Origin of the sequence: Streptomyces sp. NPDC013187 (genome assembly GCF_042899705.1) — a bacterium.
Taxonomy (GTDB): Bacteria; Actinomycetota; Actinomycetes; order Streptomycetales; family Streptomycetaceae; genus Streptomyces; species Streptomyces hawaiiensis_A.
The window spans coordinates 454,786-472,254 of sequence record NZ_JBIBAF010000003.1 but is presented as its reverse complement, the minus strand read 5'-3'; the positions used below and the strand labels follow the sequence as shown (position 1 = coordinate 472,254).

Genomic DNA, 17,469 nt, shown 5'->3' with positions numbered 1-17,469 from the left:
TTCTGACCCGTATGACCACCATCGCCGTGACCACCTGGTCCCTGGAGCAGACCGCGCCGACCGACCTGCTGCCGGCGGTCGCGCCGGACGGGGACGTCCGGATCGTCCGCGCCGAGGTGCCCTCGCCCGAGTTCAGCCGGTACCTGTACGCGTCGGTGGGCGGCGACATCCTCTGGACCGACCGGCTCGGCTGGTCGTACGCGCGGTGGGTGGAGCACCTGGAGCGGCCCGGCGTGGAGACGTGGGTGGCGTACGACCGGGGCACGCCCGCGGGATTCGTGGAGCTGGAGGCGCAGGACGACGCGGTCGTGGAGATCGTCTACTTCGGACTGCTCCCCGCCTTCCGCGGTCGGCGCATCGGCGGGCACCTGCTGTCGTACGGCACGGCCCGGGCCTGGGACCTCGCGGACCGCTGGGCGGGACTGACGCCGACCAAGCGGGTCTGGCTGCACACCTGCAGCAAGGACGGCGAGCACGCGATGGACAACTACCGGCGGCGGGGCTTCAAGCTGTTCGACACCAAGGTCGAGGAGGAGGCGGAAGTCGCCGCTCCGGGACCTTGGCCTGGGGCGTTCCCCGCCTGACCTGGACGGACACCTCGGGGCGCCCGATGTGACCAACACCACCCTTGTCTTGCTGTGCGAGACAAGGGTGTCCGAATCTTGGACAAAGCTGGACTGTGTCCAGATCGCCGTGACACGCTTCCGTCATGTCTGGAACTGGAATTGCCTTGGTGAGTCGGCGGCACGTCGACCTCGGCCGCATGTCCAGCGCCATCTGTCCGGCGCACTGAGCGTACTCAGCCCGCGCCCGACATCCCCTTCCTCTTCTCCTTGCCCGCGCAATGACGCGCACGTATACCCATGCGCGCACGCGCAGGTCAGAGCCGCTTTCCCGCCTGTCCCGAAGGACGTATCAACCATGGCCGCCACCCCGCAGAAGCCTGCCGCCGCGACTCCCCGCCGCAAGGTGAGCCGTCACCGCGGTGAGGGCCAGTGGGCCGTGGGGCACCACACCCCACTGAACGGCAACGAGCAGTTCAAGAAGGACGACGACGGTCTCAATGTGCGGACACGCATTGAGACGATCTACTCCAAGCGCGGCTTCGACTCGATCGACCCCAACGACCTGCGCGGCCGTATGCGCTGGTGGGGTCTGTACACCCAGCGCAGGCCCGGCATCGACGGCGGCAAGACGGCCGTCCTGGAGCCGGAGGAGCTGGACGACGAGTACTTCATGCTGCGCGTGCGAATCGACGGCGGTGCGCTGACCACGCGTCAGCTGCGGGTCATCGGCGAGATCTCGCAGGAGTTCGCGCGCGGCACCGCCGACATCACGGACCGGCAGAACGTCCAGTACCACTGGATCCGCATCGAGGACGTCCCCGAGATCTGGAACCGGCTGGAGGGCGTGGGCCTGTCGACGGTCACCGCCTGCGGTGACACCCCGCGTGTGATGATCGGCTCGCCGGTGGCGGGCATCGCCGAGGACGAGATCATCGACGCCACCCCGGCCCTGGAGGAGATGAAGCGCCGCGTCCTGAACAACCCGGCGTACTCCAACCTCCCCCGCAAGTTCAAGACGGCGATCTCGGGCTCGCCGGTGCTGGACGTGGTGCACGAGATCAACGACGTCGCGTTCGTCGGTGTCGTCCACCCCGAGCACGGCCCCGGCTTCGACGTGTGGGTCGGCGGCGGCCTGTCCACCAACCCCAAGCTGGGCGTGCGGCTGGGCACCTGGGTGTCGATCGACGACGTCCCGGACGTCTACGAGGGCGTCATCTCGATCTTCCGCGACTACGGCTACCGCCGGCTGCGCACCCGCGCCCGCCTGAAGTTCCTCGTCGCCGACTGGGGCGCCGAGAAGTTCCGGCAGGTCCTGGAGGACGAGTACCTCAAGCGCAAGCTGGTGGACGGGCCCGCCCCGGAGCAGCCGTCCCAGCTGTGGCGCGACCACATCGGTGTGCACCGGCAGAAGGACGGCCGTTTCTACGTCGGCTTCGCCCCGCGCGTGGGACGCGTCGACGGCGCGACGATCACGAAGATCGCCGACCTCGCCGAGGCCCACGGCTCGGGCCGGGTGCGTACCACCGTCGAGCAGAAGATGATCGTCCTCGACGTCGAGGAGAACCAGGTCGAGTCGCTCGTCGAGGCCCTGGAGGCGCTCGACCTGACCGCCCGGCCCTCCACCTTCCGGCGCGGCACCATGGCCTGCACCGGCATCGAGTTCTGCAAGCTCGCCATCGTCGAGACCAAGCAGCGCGGCTCTCAGCTGATCGACGAGCTGGAGCGCCGTCTGCCGGACTTCGACGAGCCGCTCACCATCAACCTCAACGGCTGCCCGAACGCCTGCGCCCGTATCCAGGTCGCGGACATCGGTCTCAAGGGCCAGCTCATGCTCAACGACCAGGGCGAGCAGGTCGAGGGCTACCAGGTGCACCTGGGCGGGGCGCTGGGCCTGGAGGCCGGCTTCGGCCGCAAGGTGCGCGGCCTGAAGGTCACCTCCGAGGAACTGCCGGACTACATCGAGCGCGTCCTGAAGCGGTTCCAGGCCGAGCGCGAGGACGGCGAGCGGTTCGCCACCTGGGCGGCGCGGGCCGGCGAGGAGGCCCTGTCGTGAGCGAGCGAGCCGCCCCGTTCTACTGCCCCTACTGCGGTGACGAGGACCTGCGTCCGAGCGAGGCCGCGGAGGGCAGGCACGGCGCGTGGGAATGCGCGGCGTGCAGCCGGGCCTTCTCGCTGAAGTTCCTCGGGCTGCTGTCCCGGGGAGCGCAGCGATCCGAATCCGGAGGGGCACAGATATGACGACCGTTCAGGAAGAGCGCACCGCCGAGGACCTGAAGAAGCTCGCCGAGCAGGCGGGCCGCGACCTGGAGGACGCCTCCGCCCTGGAGATCCTCACATGGGCGGCCGAGACGTTCGGCAAGCGCTTCTGCGTCACCTCCTCGATGGAGGACGCGGTGGTCGCCCACCTCGCCTCCCGGGCGATGCCCGGCGTCGACGTGGTCTTCCTCGACACCGGCTACCACTTCGAGGAGACCATCGGCACCCGTGACGCGGTCGACGCGGTGATGGACGTCAACGTCATCACCCTGACCCCGCGCCAGACGGTCGCCGAGCAGGACGCGGAGCACGGCCCGAAGCTGCACGACCGCAACCCCGACCTCTGCTGCAAGCTGCGCAAGGTGCAGCCGCTGGAAGAGGGGCTGAAGGACTACCAGGCCTGGGCGACCGGTCTGCGCCGTGACGAGTCCCCGACCCGGGCGAACACCCCGGTGGTCGGCTGGGACGAGAAGCGGCAGAAGGTCAAGATCTCCCCCATCGCCCGCTGGACCCAGGACGACGTGGACGCCTACGTCACCGAACACGGTGTGCTCACCAACCCGCTGCTGATGGACGGCTACGCCTCCGTCGGCTGCGCCCCCTGCACCCGCCGGGTCCTTCAGGGCGAGGACGCGCGCGCCGGCCGCTGGGCCGGCCGCAGCAAGACCGAGTGCGGGCTGCACGGATGACGACGACGATTCAGGAGAGTGACGTGACGACCGGAGCCACCGTCTGGCTCACGGGTCTGCCGAGCGCCGGCAAGACCACGATCGCCTACGAACTGGCCGGCCGCCTGCGCGAGGAGGGCCACCGGGTCGAGGTGCTCGACGGCGACGAGATCCGCGAGTTCATCTCGGCGGGCCTCGGCTTCAGCCGCGAGGACCGGCACACCAACGTGCAGCGCATCGGCTTCGTCGCCGAACTGCTCGCCCGCAACGGTGTGCTGGCCCTCGTCCCGGTCATCGCGCCGTACCAGGACAGCCGGGAGGCGGTGCGCAAGCGCCACCAGGCGAACGGCACCGGGTACGTCGAGGTCCACGTGGCCACGCCCGTCGAGGTGTGCAGCGAGCGGGACGTGAAGGGGCTGTACGCCAAGCAGGCCGCGGGCGAGCTCACCGGGCTCACCGGAGTCGACGACCCGTACGAGGCACCCGAGTCGCCCGACCTGCGCATCGAGTCGCAGAACCAGACCGTGCAGGAGTCCGCGGCGTCCGTGTACGCCCTGCTCAGCGAAAGGGGACTGGCATGACGACGACCGTCGCCACCGTTTCCGAGGGGACCGAAAGCCCGTACGCGCTCTCCCACCTCGACGCCCTCGAGTCCGAGGCGGTGCACATCTTCCGCGAGGTGGCGGGCGAGTTCGAGCGGCCGGTGATCCTGTTCTCCGGCGGCAAGGACTCCATCGTCATGCTGCACCTGGCGCTGAAGGCCTTCCGGCCGGCGTCGGTGCCCTTCTCGCTGCTGCACGTGGACACCGGCCACAACTTCCCCGAGGTCCTCGACTACCGCGACCGCACGGTCGAGAAGCACGGGCTGCGGCTGCACGTCGCGTCCGTGCAGGACTACATCGACCGCGGTGTCCTCAAGGAGCGCCCGGACGGCACCCGCAACCCGCTGCAGACGCTGCCGCTGACCGAGAAGATCCAGGCGGAGAAGTTCGACGCCGTCTTCGGCGGCGGGCGCCGCGACGAGGAGAAGGCCCGGGCCAAGGAGCGGGTGTTCTCCCTGCGCGACGAGTTCTCCCAGTGGGACCCGCGCCGCCAGCGCCCGGAGCTGTGGAACCTCTACAACGGCCGGCACGCGCCCGGTGAGCACGTCCGCGTGTTCCCACTGTCCAACTGGACCGAGCTGGACGTGTGGCAGTACATCGCCCGCGAGGGCATCGAGCTGCCGCAGATCTACTACGCACACGAGCGCGAGGTGTTCTCCCGCAGCGGCATGTGGCTGACCGCCGGCGAGTGGGGCGGACCGAAGGACGGCGAGAGCGTCGAGAAGCGGCTCGTGCGCTACCGGACCGTGGGTGACATGTCCTGCACCGGCGCGGTGGACTCCGACGCCGACACCATCGAGAAGGTGATCGTGGAGATCGCCGCCTCCCGGCTCACCGAGCGCGGCGCCACCCGCGCCGACGACAAGATGTCCGAGGCCGCGATGGAAGACCGCAAGCGCGAGGGGTACTTCTAGAGATGAGCACCATCACCACCGAGGAACTCGCGGAAACGACGCTTCTGCGGTTCGCCACCGCCGGCTCCGTCGACGACGGCAAGTCCACGCTCGTCGGGCGGCTGCTGCACGACTCCAAGTCGGTCCTGACCGACCAGCTGGAGGCCGTGGAGCGCGTCTCCGCGAGCCGCGGCCAGGAGGCCCCGGACCTCGCGCTGCTGACCGACGGCCTGCGGGCCGAGCGGGAGCAGGGCATCACCATCGACGTGGCGTACCGCTACTTCGCCACGCCCCGGCGGCGGTTCATCCTCGCCGACACCCCGGGCCATGTGCAGTACACGCGCAACATGGTCACCGGCGCCTCCACCGCCGAGCTGACGGTGATCCTGGTCGACGCCCGCAACGGCGTGGTCGAGCAGACCCGCCGGCACGCGGCCATCGCCGCCCTGCTGCGGGTGCCGCACGTGGTCCTGGCCGTCAACAAGATGGACCTCGTCGGCTACGAGGAGAAGGTGTTCGCCGCCATCGCCGAGGAGTTCACGGCGTACGCGACCGAGCTGGGCGTCCCGGAGGTCACCGCGATCCCGATCTCGGCGCTCGTCGGCGACAACGTGGTGGAGCCTTCCGCGAGCATGGACTGGTACGGCGGCCCGACGGTGCTGGAGCACCTGGAGACGGTGCCGGTCAGCCACGACCTGAGCCACTGCCACGCCCGGCTGCCCGTGCAGTACGTGATCCGGCCCCAGGGCCCGGACCACCCGGACTACCGGGGGTACGCCGGTCAGATCGCGGCCGGTTCCTTCCACGTGGGCGAGTCGGTCACGGTGCTGCCGTCCGGCCGGGCCTCGAAGATCTCCGGCATCGACCTGCTGGGCGAGCCGGTCGACGTGGCGTGGACGACGCAGTCGGTGACCCTCCTGCTGGAGGACGACATCGACATCTCGCGCGGCGACCTGATCGTGCCGAGCAAGGACGCGCCCGCGACCACGCAGGACATCGAGGCGACGGTCTGCCACGTCGCCGACGCCCCGCTGACGGTGGGCCACCGGGTGCTCCTCAAGCACGGCACCCGCACGGTCAAGGCGATCGTCAAGGACATCCCGTCCCGTCTCACGCTCGACGATCTGTCCCTGCACCCGCACCCGGGACAGCTCGTCGCCAACGACATCGGCCGGGTGAAGGTCCGTACCGCCGAGCCGCTGCCGGTCGACAGCTACGCCGACTCACGCCGCACCGGCTCGTTCATCCTGATCGACCCGAACGACGGGCAGACCCTCACCGCCGGCATGGTCGGCGAGTCCTTCGCGGCCCCGGAGCCGGTCAAGGACGAGTCCGAGGACGACGGGTGGGACTTCTGACATGAACTCTCCCGACTTCTACTCCACGTTCGCGAAGGAGGGCGGCCGCGTCGGCAGCGGTGCCCTCGGCAGCGGGCAGGGCGGAGTGGCGCGATGTGTGCGCTGACGTACGCGCACTGCCTGCGCGCCCTCACCCCCCACCGCCGTAGACGAAAACCTGCCGACCTCCCGGCCACGACCTGAGAGACCGTGACCGCCGGGCCTCCGAGAGGACCACCTCCCGTGCCTGCTTCATCCGCTCTTCGCCGCAGTCTCGCGGCCATCGCCGCGCTTCCCCTGCTCACCCTGGCCGCCTGCGGCTACGGGTCCGAGGCCAAGGACGACGGCGCCGCCAAGGTCGCCGCCGGGGCGAAGAAGATCGACGGTCTCGACACCGTCAAGATCGGCTACTTCGGCAACCTCACCCACGGCACCGCTCTGGTGGGCTTCCAGAAGGGCATCTTCCAGAAGGCCCTCGGCGCCACCAAGGTCGAGCCGGCCATCTTCAACGCCGGCCCCTCGGAGATCGAGGCGCTCAACTCGAAGTCCATCGACATCGGCTGGATCGGCCCCTCCCCGGCGATCAACGGCTACACCAAGTCCGCGGGCAAGAACCTGCGCATCATCGGCGGTTCGGCGTCCGGCGGCGTGAAGCTGGTCGTCAACCCGGACAAGGTCAAGTCGCTGAAGGACGTCAAGGGCAAGCGGATCGCCACCCCGCAGCTCGGCAACACGCAGGACGTGGCCTTCCTCAACTGGGCCGCGGAGCAGGGCTGGAAGGTCGACCCGCAGTCCGGCAAGGGTGACGTCACGGTCGTCCGCAGCGACAACAAGGTCACCCCGGACGCCTTCAAGTCCGGTTCGATCGACGGCGCCTGGGTGCCGGAGCCGACCGCGTCGAAGCTGGTCGCCGAGGGCGGCAAGGTGCTGCTCGACGAGTCGACGCTGTGGCCGGACAAGAAGTTCGTGATCACGAACATCATCGTGCGGCAGGACTTCCTCAAGAAGCACCCGAAGGTCGTCGAGGCCGTGCTCAAGGGCTCGGTCGAGACCAACAAGTGGATCAACGCCAACCCGGACGCGGCGAAGGCGGCGGCGAACAAGCAGCTGGAGCAGGACTCCGGCAAGGCGCTGCCGGCCGACGTGCTCGACCCGGCGTGGAAGTCGATCCGGTTCACCGACGACCCGCTGGCCTCCACCCTCAACACCGAGGCGGAGCACGCGGTGAAGGCGGGGCTGCTGGAAAAGCCCGACCTGAAGGGCATCTACGACCTCGTTCCGCTGAACAAGGTCCTCAAGGCCGAGGGTGAGCCCGCGGTCGACGACGCCGGTCTCGGCGCGAAGTAAGCCCGATCCGAAGCCGCATTGTGAAGAGTTCCCAGGAGGTGACGACCATGGCCACGACCCTCACCAAGGCCGCCGACGGCACCGAGTCGGTCACGCACGCCGCCCGGATCGAGCACGTGTCGAAGTCGTTCGCGGGCCCCGCCGGACAGCAGCTCGTCCTGGACGACATCACCCTCGATGTCGCGCCCGGAGAGTTCGTCACCCTCCTGGGGGCCTCGGGCTGCGGCAAGTCCACACTGCTCAACCTGGTGGCGGGCCTGGACCGCCCCAGCGCCGGCGAGATCGCCACGGACGGCCGCCCGGCGCTGATGTTCCAGGAGCACGCGCTGTTCCCGTGGCTGACCGCGGGCAAGAACATCGAACTCGCCCTGAAGCTGCGGGGCGTGCCGAAGGCCGAGCGCCGTGAGCGAGCCGAGGAGCTGCTCGAACTGGTGCGGCTGAAGGGCGCGTACGGCAAGCGGGTGCACGAGCTGTCGGGCGGGATGCGCCAGCGTGTCGCGCTGGCGCGTGCGCTCGCGCAGGAGAGCAAGCTGCTGCTGATGGACGAGCCGTTCGCGGCGCTGGACGCCATCACGCGGGACGTGCTGCACGACGAGCTGACGCGCATCTGGCGCGAGACGCAGGTGTCCGTCCTGTTCGTCACGCACAACGTGCGCGAGGCGGTGCGGCTCGCGCAGCGCGTGGTGCTGCTGTCGTCCCGTCCCGGGCGGATCGCGCGGGAGTGGACCGTCGGCATCCCGCATCCGCGCCGCATCGAGGACACCGCGGTGGCGGAGCTGTCCGTCGAGATCACCGAAGAACTGCGTGGGGAGATCCGCCGTCATGGCCAGCACTGATTCGACGACCGTCGCCAAGGACGGCAACGATCTCGCCGGGCTGGAGGCGGGCCTCGACGCGCTGGAGACGCGGCAGACGAGCCGGGTCCCGTTCCGGCAGACCTTCACCCAGAAGATCCTGCCGCCCGTCCTCGCCGTGGCACTGGTGCTGGCGGTCTGGCAGGCCCTCGTCTCGTTCAAGGTCGTCGACGACCCGACCAAGCTGCCCGCGCCCTCCGCGGTGTGGGACGTCGTGCGGACGGCGTGGCTCCAGGGCGAGCTGCTCGGCTACATCTGGACCAGCGTCTCGCGCGGTCTGCTCGGGTTCCTCTTCGCTCTGCTGATCGGCACGCCGCTGGGCCTGATCGTGGCCCGGGTGAAGTTCATCCGCGCGGCGATCGGCCCGATCCTGTCGGGCCTGCAGTCCCTGCCGTCGGTCGCCTGGGTGCCGCCGGCGGTGATCTGGCTGGGTCTGAACAACTCGATGATGTACGCGGTGATCCTGCTCGGCGCGGTCCCGTCCATCGCGAACGGTCTGGTCTCCGGCGTCGACCAGGTGCCCCCGCTGTTCCTGCGCGCGGGCCGCACGCTCGGTGCCACGGGTCTGAAGGGCACCTGGCACATCGTCCTGCCCGCCGCCCTGCCCGGCTATGTGGCGGGCCTGAAGCAGGGCTGGGCCTTCTCCTGGCGCTCCCTGATGGCCGCCGAGATCATCGCGTCCTTCCCCGACCTCGGCGTCGGCCTCGGCCAGTTGCTGGAGAACGGCCGCAACGCCAGCGACATGGCCATGGTGTTCGAGGCGATCCTGCTCATCCTGATCGTCGGCATCGCCATCGACCTGCTGATCTTCAGCCCGCTGGAGCGGTGGGTGCTGCGCAGCCGCGGCCTGCTGGTGAAGAACTGACGCCGATGAACAACAAGCCCGTTCTCCTCGTCATCGCCCACGGCAGCCGCGACCCGCGGCATGCCGCGACGGTGCACGCCCTGGTACGCCGGGTGCGCGCGACGCGCCCCGACGTACGGGTGGAGACGGGCTTCCTGGACTTCAACGTCCCCTCGGTGCAGGGGGTCCTGGAGTCCCTGGCGGTGCAGGGCGTGCGCGACGTCGTCGCCCTGCCCCTGCTCCTCACCCGGGCGTTCCACGCGAAGGCGGACATCCCCGCGGTCCTCGCGGACGCGCCCCCGCAGCTGCGCATCCACCAGGCGGACGTCCTCGGCCCCTCACCCCTGCTCCTGGCGGCGCTGGAACGGCGCCTGCACGAGGCGGGCCTGACCCCCGCCGACAAGTCCTCGACCGGGGTCGTCCTGGCCTCGGCGGGGTCCACCGACCCGGAGGCGATCGCAGTGATCGCAGAAATCGCGCGGGAGTGGCGGCACACCGGCTGGTGCGCCGTGCGGCCTGCGTTCGCCTCCGCGTCCCTTCCGCGCACGGAGGACGCCGTCCGCGAACTCCGCGCCCTCGGCTGCTCCCGCGTCGCCGTCGCCCCGTACGTGCTGGCCCCCGGCTTCCTCCCGGACCGTATCGCCCGAGGCGCTGCGGAGGCGGACGTCCTGGCGGACGTCCTGGGCCCGGCGCCGGAGGTGGCACGGGTGGTGCTGGAGCGGTACGAGGCGGCCCGGATGCCGCTGCCCGCGGCTGCGAGCGCCTGACGTCAGCCGGGCTGCGGCACCACGCTCAGGCCGCCGGTTCCTCGTACGGTTCCGGTTGCAGGGCGAAGGAGTACGGGGCCCAGGGGCCGCTGATCTCCACGCGGAGGCCGGGGACGCCCTCGGCGGTGGCGAGGAGGCCCGTGCGGAAGGCGTGGACGCGGTCGGCCGCGACGAGGTAGGCGTCGTTGCCGATGTTGGTGCCGGGGGCCGAGCCCGCCAGGCTGCCGCGTTCGGGGGTGTGGGCGACGCGGCCGACGGCGAGGGCGGCGGCCGTGTCGGTGAGGCGGGCGGCGGCCTGGGTGACCGTACGCCAGGCCTCGTCGTTCCGGCGTTGTCTGCGGCGGCGGATGACCTGGTAGGCACGGCCGACTCCGAGGCCCGTGACCGGGTCCGGCGCGGGTTCGGTGTCGGCTCCGGGAGGGGTGATGTCCGGGGTGGCGTAGGTCTTGACGCCGAGTTCGACGTGGCCCGTGAGGCGGTCGAGCAGGGAGAGGAAGTAGTCACGCCGGGTGTCCAGGGCCTGGCGGGCGCGGTTCTCGTCGCGGTAGACGGTGGCGAGGCGCAGGGGCAGTACGGCCGCGCCGGAGGCGACCAGAGCGGCCACCACGGCGTGATGGGAGCGGACCGTGGACTCAAGCCAGTCCACGTCGTGGAGGTGGGCCTGGAGGGGGATGTCGTCGTAATCGGCGGGCGGGACGTGGCCGACGGCGAAGGCGAGCTGGGGGCCGGTGACCGCCGGGGTGATCAGGTGGATCGGTTCTCCGGCGACACCGCGCAGATGGGGCGTGGCCGCCGCGGCCTCGGGGGTGCGGCGCAGGACCGCGTAGGCGTAGACGAGGTTCGTGTCGCTCATGACTGCGGGCTCCTGTCGGTGGCCGTGCGATTCCTCTCGCGAGACTCCGTTCTCGTGCCGTCCGTCCCTAGGTACGCAGGGGGCGGCGGCGGTGTTCAGGTGAACGGCCGGCCGGGTTGACCTTGCCCCTGGGGCAGGGCCGAGGGTCCCGGCATGAACGAGGACTTCTTTTCGCGGCAGACGCCGTACAGCGATCCCGGGGACGTGGACACGAGCGGGCTGCCCCGCGAGCCACGCCGGCTGGCCGCGCTGGTCAGGGGCCTGATCATCCACCGGGGCGAGGGCGGGCGGTTCGGGTACGACGTGCCGGAGGAGCGGCTGCACCACGACGCCGAGGCCCGCTACGTCACGGAGATCCTGCGGATCCTGCGGGCGCGCGGGAGCACCCCCCTCACCGAACACCGGGCGCCCGGCGGGAGGTTCGTGGGGACCTGCCGGGACTTCTCGCTCCTGCTGTGCTCGCTGCTGCGGGCCACGGGGACGCCGGCGCGTCTGCGCTGCGGGTTCGCCACCTACTTCGCCGACGGCTGGTACGAGGATCACTGGGTCACGGAGTACCGCGCGCCGGACGGCGGCCTGCGGCTGGCCGACGCGCAGGTCCACAGCGGGTACGACGTGCCGTTCGACCCGATGGACGTCCCGCGGGACGCTTTTCTGGTGGCCGGTGACGTCTGGCGGGCCTGCCGCGAAGGGCGGGTGGACCCCGAGACGTGCGGCGTCGGCTCCCTCGAGGGGCTGCGCGGCCTGTGGTTCGTACGGGGCAACGTCCTGCGCGACCTGGCCGCGGTGAACGGTGTGGAGCTGCTCCCCTGGGACGGCTGGGAGCCGGGGCTCCGCAAGGGCGCGTCTCTCACCGAGGACGATCTGGCGGCGGCCGACGCGGTCGCCGCGGCCCCCTCCGAGGACGACTGGCCGCGGCTCTTCGCGGACCCGCGGCTGACCGTGCCGGCCTGCATCACGTCGTACGCGCCCTGTCTGGGAGAGCGCCGGATCATGTTGCCCGTTCGCTGAACGGGGTCGCCTGGTGGAAGTAGAGCAGCCAGCGGCCCTCCGTGCGCCGCCACAGTGAACTGCGGTGTGCGCGGCTGCCGTCGTACTCCGTGTCGTACGTGAGGTGGACGAGGTCCGGCGCGAGCTGGACGCCTCTGAGGGCCGAGACGGCGACGGGGCGGGCTCCCGGGTCGGAGGTCGCCTCCAGTGAGGCGATGATGGCGGCCCGGCTCCAGTGCCGGCCGGAGGCGCCGAACTCGTGGAAGTCGGGGTGGAGCAGCGCTCCGACCCGTTCGGGCGAGCGGCGGACCTTCGGGGTGAGCAGGGCGAGTTCGCCCTCCATCGCGGACTCGACGGCGGGGTTGTGCTCAGGCACCCGTCATCTCCACCAGCTTGACGACGGTGTTCCAGTTGCGGGTCGTGGCGATCACGCCCTTGTTGATGCGCGGCTTCGACAGGTGCTCGGCCAGCTTGGAGCGGCCCAGGCCGTTCGGGGCGTACAGGTACAGGGCCCGGTCGCCGAGGCGGAACTCCTCGGGGAGGCAGGCGTTCTGGTCGATCTCCGCGAAGCGGTCGGGGGTGACGGGCGCGGAGAAGTAGGTGACGTGGAGCTGCTTGGGCTCCAGGTCGGCGGCCGGGAACGGGCAGGCGTCGGCGATCGCCTGCAGATAGGCGTGGTCGCGCACGATCACGTCGACGCCGAACCCGAAGCGCTCCTCGATGGCCTGCGCGATCTCTGCGGCCAGCGCGTCGTCGCCGCCGTGTCCAGAGGAGAACACGGCCTGGCCGCTCTGCAGGTAGGTGCGGACGTCGTCGTGGCCGAGGTCCGTCAGGAGCGTGCGCAGGTCGGCCATGGGGACCTTCCTGCTGCCGCCCACGTTGATGCCGCGCAGCAGAGCCGCGTATGTCGTCGTCATCCGCTCACGATAAAGCGGCCGTCGTGCCCCGTGGGGGTGGGCACGACGGCCGCGGCGGGCAGCTGCCCGGCCCCGTAAATTACTCACCGGTCTTCGCGGGGCACAACCGTCTGCTCAGGATCCACACACCCGAGGAGCCCGATGTGTCTGTCGATAGGTGTAAGGGACCACAGTCTCTGGGTGTCCTCCCCAGTGGGGAGGGAGCTCGCACCGTGGGGATGAGATCCGGCCCCGTCACTTCACCGGACAGCACGACGGAATGGCTTTATCCGGCCCATACCTTCGAAGCGAAAGGGGGCGGCAGGGGGCCGCCGCCGCATCACGAGGGGGCAAGCCGGTCATGGGGAACGGAGACACACGGGTGCGGGGCTTCGCCGCCCGGGCCGGCGGCTGGAGCGCCCGGCACCGATGGGCTGCCGTCGGTATCTGGGTGCTGTTCGTCGTCCTGGCGATGGGGCTCGGTTCGGCGGCGGGCCGGGTCGACGTCAAGGACAGCGACCAGCTGAAGGGTGAGACGCACACCGCCGCACGGATCATCGAGGACGCCGGGATCGACGAGCCGGCCGGTGAGACCGTGCTGATCCAGGCCAAGGGCGGTGATCTGAAGGCGACGGACGGCGAGTTCCGGGACGCCGTCGACGCCGTCGTGCGGGCGGTCGAGGGGACCGGGCGGGTCACCGAGGTGACCTCGCCGTACGACACGAAGACGATCTCGAAGGACGGCCGCAGCGCGCTGGTGCAGTTCGACGTGCGCGGCGAGTCGGACACCGCGGGCGAGCGGATCGAACCGGTGCTGAAGGCCGTCGAGGGCGTCCAGCGGGACCACGAGGCGCTGCGGATCGAGGAGATCGGCGGCGCCAGCATGATGAAGACGTTCGCCGACGCGTACGGCGACGACTTCAAGAAGGCCGAGTACTCCGCGGTGCCGGTGGCCTTCGGCATCCTGCTGATCGCGTTCGGCGCGCTGGTGGCGGCGCTGCTGCCGGTGGTGCTGGCGATCACCGCGATCATGGCGACGATGGGTCTGATGGGCGTCGTCAGCCATGTGATGCCGATGAGCGACACCGCGAACTCCGTGATGCTGCTGGTCGGTCTGGCGGTCGGCGTCGACTACTGCCTGTTCTACCTGCGCCGCGAGCGCGAGGAGCGCGAGGCCGGCCGCGACGCGCAGACGGCCCTCAGGATCGCCGCCGCCACCAGTGGCCGGGCGATCGTCGTCTCGGGTGTCACGGTGTGTGTGGCGATGGCGGGCATGCTGTTCACCGGCCTCGCCGAGTTCGAGGCGATGGGCCTGGCGTCGCTGATGGTGGTGGCCGTGGCGATGGTGGGGTCCGTGACGGTGCTGCCCGCGCTGCTGTCGCTGCTCGGCGAGCGCGTCGAGAAGGGCCGCATCCCGTTCCTGCGGCGGCGCAAGCAGGACAGTGGCAGTCAGGACAGCCGGTTCTGGACGGCCGTGCTGCGGCGCGTCCTCGCCAGGCCGGTGATCGCGGTGACGGTCGCGACCGGAGCGCTGCTGGCCATCGCCGCTCCCGCGCTCGGCATGAAGACCCAGCAGCTCACGCTGGACCAGGAGTTCGGCGACTCGCTGCCGATCGTCCAGACGTACAACCGGCTCAACGAGGCCTTCCCGGGCGGTTCCGAGCCGGCCGAGGTGGTCGTGAAGGCGCACGACATCAACGCGCCCGAGGTGAAGTCCGCGCTCGCCGACTTCCGTGACCGGGCGATCAGTTCGGGCGCCTCGCGCGGCCCGGTGGAGATCAAGCTGCACGACGCGCAGAACATGGCGTTCGTCTACGTCCCGCTCGTCGGCGGTTCCGATCTGGACAAGGCGGGTGCGAGCCTGGACAAGCTGCGTGACGAGGTGCGACCGGCCACGCTCGGCAAGGTCGACGGGGTCGAGGCGCCCATCACCGGGCAGGTCGCGGGTTCCAAGGACTTCAACGACCAGCTGGCGGGCGCTGTCGTCCCGGTGTTCGCGTTCGTCGTGGTCTTCGCCTTCGCGCTGATGCTGCTGTCGTTCCGCTCGCTGACCATCGCCATCACGTCGATCGTGCTGAACCTGCTGTCGGTGGGCGCCGCGTACGGCATTCTCGTCGCCGTCTTCCAGCACGGCTGGGGCGCGTCGCTGGTGGGCGCGGAGGGCGTCGGCGCGATCATCACCTGGCTGCCGCTGTTCCTCTTCGTGATCCTGTTCGGCCTGTCGATGGACTACCACGTGTTCGTGGTCTCCCGGATCCGTGAGGCGCGGCTGCGGGGTCTGGCGACGAAGGACGCGATCCGGCACGGCGTCGTCACCACGGCCGGGGTGGTCACCAGTGCCGCGGTCATCATGGTCGCCGTGTTCGCCATCTTCGGGACGCTGTCCATGCAGTCCATGAAGCAGATGGGCGTCGGCCTCGCGGCGGCGGTGCTCATCGACGCGACGATCATCCGGGGCGTGCTGCTGCCGGCCGTGATGGCGCTGCTCGGCGAGCGCAACTGGTACCTGCCGAAGTGGCTGCACCGGCTGCCGGACCTCACGCACGACGAGACACCGCAGGCGATCGCCGCACCGGCGGCGCGGGACGACGAGGGCGAGCCCCTCAAGGTCTGATCGCCGCTGTGGCGTGTGGAGGGGCCCGTCGGTCGCCGGGGCGACCGACGGGCCCCTCCAGGCTTCCCGCCGAGCACGTGTTCCGAAGCACCCGACCGGCGCTGTGCACGCGGCAGGTGGTCACCACTCGCCGCTGCCCACCAGGTAGGCGATGCCCGCGAGGAGGATGTGCAGTTCGTTCTCCACCGGGTCACCCCCTTGTTCGTCCGTCGGGGCGGCGCGGAGTCGGAGTGTCGGTGGGCTCTACGTCATCATTGACACGTTTCTCGCTGCTCAGAGCAGGGTGGCAAGTCATCCCACGGGGCGTGAGATTGACGGCTCAACCGTAAGGTTTCTCGTTCAACTAGGGATGGCTCAGGTGCGCAGACGGGCACTACGCCGGCCGCCGCACCTGGAGCACCCGCTCGTCGCAGCGCACGATCTCCAGCTCCCGGTCCGGACGGGCACCCCCGAAGGTCAGCGCGAGGTGACGGTCCGACACGAGCCGCCAGCGGCCGGGTACGGCGCCGGGGGCGTCGCCATGGCCCAGCGGGTGGTCGACGAGGGTGCCGTCGGAGGCGAACTCCATGCCGCGGCGTCCGCGCGCGGGCGGGAAGGGGAAGTCGTCCGGCCTGTACACCCGCACGTCGTCGTGGTCCTCCTCGTAGGAGTGGAACCACGAGCGGAAAAGGCCCGGCGGGGGCTCTCGCATGACCCGGCCACCTCACTCGTCCGTGGACGCCTTCATTGTCGCTCTTGCACCGAAGTGACTAGAATTATCAGTGTATGGGTTCGGAGGGAACGGGCAACCGACCGCTCCGCCGGCGTCGCCCGGCCCTCGCGACGCGTTTCAGACGCGCAGTTCCAACAGCCGCGTGCGCGGCACACCCCGCTCCCCTCGAAGGGCACGCCATGTCCGATGCGCAGGCATTCCTTCGCGCCACCTCGCCCGACTACAGCCGCTGGTGCGGCGCCATGGAGGTCCACCGCAGACTCCTCACCCTGAACCCGGAGTACGCCGAGAACCGGGCCCAGATCGAGAACACCGCGTTCGCCTACGAGTCGATGGATCAGGTCACCGCACGACAGGGCCTGATAGACATCCCGGTCGTCGTGCACGTCGTGCACAGCAACCCCGAACAGAACGTGAGCGACGCCCAGATCCACAGTCAGATCGACGTGCTCAACCAGGATTTCCGCGCGAGCAATCCGGACGTGAGCAAGGTGCCCGCGGTCTGGCAGGACCTGGTGGCCGACGCGCGCCTGCAGTTCCACCTCGCCCGGACCGACCCGCTGGGCCGCCCCACGGACGGCATCACACGCACCGAGAGCGCGGTCGACGACTGGGACACCGACGACCTGGTCAAGTTCACCCTGAGCGGGGGCCAGGACGCCTGGCCCGCGGACATCTATCTGAACCTCTGGGTCTGCCAGTTGCGTCGCGGGCTGCTGGGCTACGCCCAGTTCCCGGGCGGTGCCGCCTCCACGGACGGCGTGGTCATCACCCACACCGCCCTCGGCACCACCGGCACCGCGACGGCCCCCTTCGACGGCGGCCGCACGGCCGTGCACGAGATCGGGCACTGGCTGAACCTGCGGCACATCTGGGGCGACGACGACGAGGGATGCAGCGGCAGCGACTTCGTTGCGGACACCCCGAACCAGGCCGGGGCGAACGCCGGCTCCCCCACCTTCCCCCATGTGACGTGCGGCAACGGACCGGACGGCGACATGTTCATGAACTACATGGACTACACCGACGACGCCGCGATGTTCATGTTCACCAAGGGCCAGTCGGCACGCATGGACGCCACGCTCGACAACGCCCGCCTGACCCTCACCCGTCAGGCCGTCGCGGTGTGACGGCGACCCCTGACGGGTGAGGGAACGGCCGAAAGCCCTGCGGGGTGCCGGCAGAACCCGCGCGGCGGCCGGTTCGGCCTCGATGAGGTCGGCCGCGTGCCGCGTGCCGCCCTCCTGGGCCGTCGCCGCCTGCAGTTCCT

The 17,469-nt window shown here is 70.4% G+C and carries 19 protein-coding genes; 15 read left to right on the top strand and 4 right to left on the bottom strand.

Annotated elements, in window-relative coordinates; genetic code table 11:
* The first annotated feature begins 11 nt into the window (after positions 1–11).
* The 12 genes from ACFY5B_RS08030 (at position 12) to ACFY5B_RS07975 (ending at position 10,134) form a co-directional block, all read left to right on the top strand.
* Positions 12–584, top strand: coding sequence for a GNAT family N-acetyltransferase (locus tag ACFY5B_RS08030; protein ID WP_389966122.1), 573 nt, complete (start codon positions 12–14; stop codon positions 582–584).
* Between the two features lie 125 nt (positions 585–709).
* Positions 710–793 carry a putative leader peptide gene (locus ACFY5B_RS08025; RefSeq protein ID WP_311241247.1) on the top strand — a complete coding sequence of 28 codons (84 nt, stop codon included), beginning with the start codon at positions 710–712 and terminating at the stop codon, positions 791–793.
* 128 nt (positions 794–921) lie between these two features.
* On the top strand, positions 922–2,619 hold the full coding sequence (locus ACFY5B_RS08020; protein WP_389966119.1) for a nitrite/sulfite reductase: 1,698 nt from the start codon (positions 922–924) through the stop codon (positions 2,617–2,619).
* Positions 2,616–2,804, top strand: a complete 189-nt coding sequence (locus ACFY5B_RS08015; protein ID WP_389966116.1) for a hypothetical protein — start codon at positions 2,616–2,618, stop codon at positions 2,802–2,804. The genes ACFY5B_RS08020 and ACFY5B_RS08015 overlap by 4 nt, the downstream gene beginning before the upstream one ends.
* Complete coding sequence (locus tag ACFY5B_RS08010) at positions 2,801–3,511, top strand: phosphoadenylyl-sulfate reductase (protein WP_389966113.1); 711 nt, start codon at positions 2,801–2,803, stop codon at positions 3,509–3,511. The genes ACFY5B_RS08015 and ACFY5B_RS08010 overlap by 4 nt, the downstream gene beginning before the upstream one ends.
* 23 nt (positions 3,512–3,534) lie before the next feature.
* Positions 3,535–4,071: an adenylyl-sulfate kinase gene (cysC, locus tag ACFY5B_RS08005; RefSeq protein WP_362239090.1), complete on the top strand. Its 537-nt coding sequence runs from the start codon at positions 3,535–3,537 to the stop codon at positions 4,069–4,071.
* Positions 4,068–5,006 (top strand): sulfate adenylyltransferase subunit CysD, encoded by a 939-nt coding sequence (gene cysD / locus ACFY5B_RS08000; RefSeq protein ID WP_389966110.1) that lies wholly within the window; start codon positions 4,068–4,070, stop codon positions 5,004–5,006. The genes cysC and cysD overlap by 4 nt, the downstream gene beginning before the upstream one ends.
* Positions 5,007–5,008: 2 nt before the next feature.
* Positions 5,009–6,343 (top strand): sulfate adenylyltransferase subunit 1, encoded by a 1,335-nt coding sequence (locus tag ACFY5B_RS07995; protein ID WP_389966107.1) that lies wholly within the window; start codon positions 5,009–5,011, stop codon positions 6,341–6,343.
* Between the two features lie 222 nt (positions 6,344–6,565).
* Entirely contained in the window at positions 6,566–7,669 is a 1,104-nt protein-coding gene (locus ACFY5B_RS07990) for an ABC transporter substrate-binding protein (protein ID WP_389966104.1), read from the top strand.
* 47 nt (positions 7,670–7,716) lie between these two features.
* Positions 7,717–8,505 (top strand): ABC transporter ATP-binding protein, encoded by a 789-nt coding sequence (locus ACFY5B_RS07985; RefSeq protein WP_389966101.1) that lies wholly within the window; start codon positions 7,717–7,719, stop codon positions 8,503–8,505.
* On the top strand, positions 8,492–9,388 hold the full coding sequence (locus ACFY5B_RS07980) for an ABC transporter permease (RefSeq protein ID WP_389966100.1): 897 nt from the start codon (positions 8,492–8,494) through the stop codon (positions 9,386–9,388). The genes ACFY5B_RS07985 and ACFY5B_RS07980 overlap by 14 nt, the downstream gene beginning before the upstream one ends.
* 5 nt (positions 9,389–9,393) lie before the next feature.
* The gene (locus tag ACFY5B_RS07975) at positions 9,394–10,134 is read left to right on the top strand and encodes a sirohydrochlorin chelatase (RefSeq protein WP_389966097.1); all 741 of its coding nucleotides are present in this window, start codon (positions 9,394–9,396) and stop codon (positions 10,132–10,134) included.
* Positions 10,135–10,159: 25 nt separating this feature from the next.
* Here ACFY5B_RS07975 and ACFY5B_RS07970 read toward each other — a convergent pair whose 3' ends face one another.
* A complete protein-coding gene (locus ACFY5B_RS07970; RefSeq protein ID WP_389966094.1) occupies positions 10,160–10,987 on the bottom strand; it encodes a GvpL/GvpF family gas vesicle protein in 828 nt (275 codons plus the stop codon).
* A gap of 153 nt (positions 10,988–11,140) precedes the next feature.
* Here ACFY5B_RS07970 and ACFY5B_RS07965 point away from each other — a divergent pair, with 153 nt between their 5' ends.
* Complete coding sequence (locus ACFY5B_RS07965) at positions 11,141–11,998, top strand: transglutaminase-like domain-containing protein (RefSeq protein WP_389966091.1); 858 nt, start codon at positions 11,141–11,143, stop codon at positions 11,996–11,998.
* Here the strand turns inward: ACFY5B_RS07965 and ACFY5B_RS07960 are convergent.
* Positions 11,979–12,353 carry a DUF4440 domain-containing protein gene (locus ACFY5B_RS07960; protein WP_389966088.1) on the bottom strand — a complete coding sequence of 125 codons (375 nt, stop codon included), beginning with the start codon at positions 12,351–12,353 and terminating at the stop codon, positions 11,979–11,981. The two genes, ACFY5B_RS07965 and ACFY5B_RS07960, sit on opposite strands and share 20 nt — an antisense overlap.
* Positions 12,346–12,894 (bottom strand): DUF1697 domain-containing protein, encoded by a 549-nt coding sequence (locus tag ACFY5B_RS07955; RefSeq protein ID WP_389966085.1) that lies wholly within the window; start codon positions 12,892–12,894, stop codon positions 12,346–12,348. Before ACFY5B_RS07955 ends, ACFY5B_RS07960 begins: the two co-directional genes overlap by 8 nt.
* A 340-nt stretch (positions 12,895–13,234) precedes the next feature.
* On the opposite strand from ACFY5B_RS07955, the gene ACFY5B_RS07950 reads away from it, so the two are divergent.
* Positions 13,235–15,487 carry an MMPL family transporter gene (locus tag ACFY5B_RS07950; RefSeq protein ID WP_389966082.1) on the top strand — a complete coding sequence of 751 codons (2,253 nt, stop codon included), beginning with the start codon at positions 13,235–13,237 and terminating at the stop codon, positions 15,485–15,487.
* Positions 15,488–15,860: 373 nt separating this feature from the next.
* Here the strand turns inward: ACFY5B_RS07950 and ACFY5B_RS07945 are convergent, their stop codons facing one another.
* Positions 15,861–16,178, bottom strand: coding sequence for a hypothetical protein (locus ACFY5B_RS07945; protein ID WP_389966080.1), 318 nt, complete (start codon positions 16,176–16,178; stop codon positions 15,861–15,863).
* Between the two features lie 200 nt (positions 16,179–16,378).
* Between ACFY5B_RS07945 and ACFY5B_RS07940 the strand changes: the two genes are divergently transcribed.
* The gene (locus ACFY5B_RS07940; RefSeq protein ID WP_389966077.1) at positions 16,379–17,329 is read left to right on the top strand and encodes a zinc metalloprotease; all 951 of its coding nucleotides are present in this window, start codon (positions 16,379–16,381) and stop codon (positions 17,327–17,329) included.
* The last annotated feature ends 140 nt before the right edge of the window (positions 17,330–17,469 follow it).

Excerpts from the sequence above, each read along its gene's own strand:
- ACFY5B_RS08030 (WP_389966122.1), top strand. The coding sequence starts at position 12 with ATGACCACCATCGCCGTGACCACCTGGTCCCTGGAGCAGACCGCGCCG.
- ACFY5B_RS08025 (WP_311241247.1), top strand. The coding sequence starts at position 710 with ATGTCTGGAACTGGAATTGCCTTGGTGAGTCGGCGGCACGTCGACCTC.
- ACFY5B_RS08020 (WP_389966119.1), top strand. The coding sequence starts at position 922 with ATGGCCGCCACCCCGCAGAAGCCTGCCGCCGCGACTCCCCGCCGCAAG.
- ACFY5B_RS08010 (WP_389966113.1), top strand. The coding sequence starts at position 2,801 with ATGACGACCGTTCAGGAAGAGCGCACCGCCGAGGACCTGAAGAAGCTC.
- cysD (WP_389966110.1), top strand. The coding sequence starts at position 4,068 with ATGACGACGACCGTCGCCACCGTTTCCGAGGGGACCGAAAGCCCGTAC.
- ACFY5B_RS07995 (WP_389966107.1), top strand. The coding sequence starts at position 5,009 with ATGAGCACCATCACCACCGAGGAACTCGCGGAAACGACGCTTCTGCGG.
- ACFY5B_RS07985 (WP_389966101.1), top strand. The coding sequence starts at position 7,717 with ATGGCCACGACCCTCACCAAGGCCGCCGACGGCACCGAGTCGGTCACG.
- ACFY5B_RS07980 (WP_389966100.1), top strand. The coding sequence starts at position 8,492 with ATGGCCAGCACTGATTCGACGACCGTCGCCAAGGACGGCAACGATCTC.
- ACFY5B_RS07975 (WP_389966097.1), top strand. The coding sequence starts at position 9,394 with ATGAACAACAAGCCCGTTCTCCTCGTCATCGCCCACGGCAGCCGCGAC.
- ACFY5B_RS07970 (WP_389966094.1), bottom strand. The coding sequence starts at position 10,987 with ATGAGCGACACGAACCTCGTCTACGCCTACGCGGTCCTGCGCCGCACC.
- ACFY5B_RS07965 (WP_389966091.1), top strand. The coding sequence starts at position 11,141 with ATGAACGAGGACTTCTTTTCGCGGCAGACGCCGTACAGCGATCCCGGG.
- ACFY5B_RS07955 (WP_389966085.1), bottom strand. The coding sequence starts at position 12,894 with ATGACGACGACATACGCGGCTCTGCTGCGCGGCATCAACGTGGGCGGC.
- ACFY5B_RS07950 (WP_389966082.1), top strand. The coding sequence starts at position 13,235 with ATGGGGAACGGAGACACACGGGTGCGGGGCTTCGCCGCCCGGGCCGGC.
- ACFY5B_RS07945 (WP_389966080.1), bottom strand. The coding sequence starts at position 16,178 with ATGCGAGAGCCCCCGCCGGGCCTTTTCCGCTCGTGGTTCCACTCCTAC.
- ACFY5B_RS07940 (WP_389966077.1), top strand. The coding sequence starts at position 16,379 with ATGTCCGATGCGCAGGCATTCCTTCGCGCCACCTCGCCCGACTACAGC.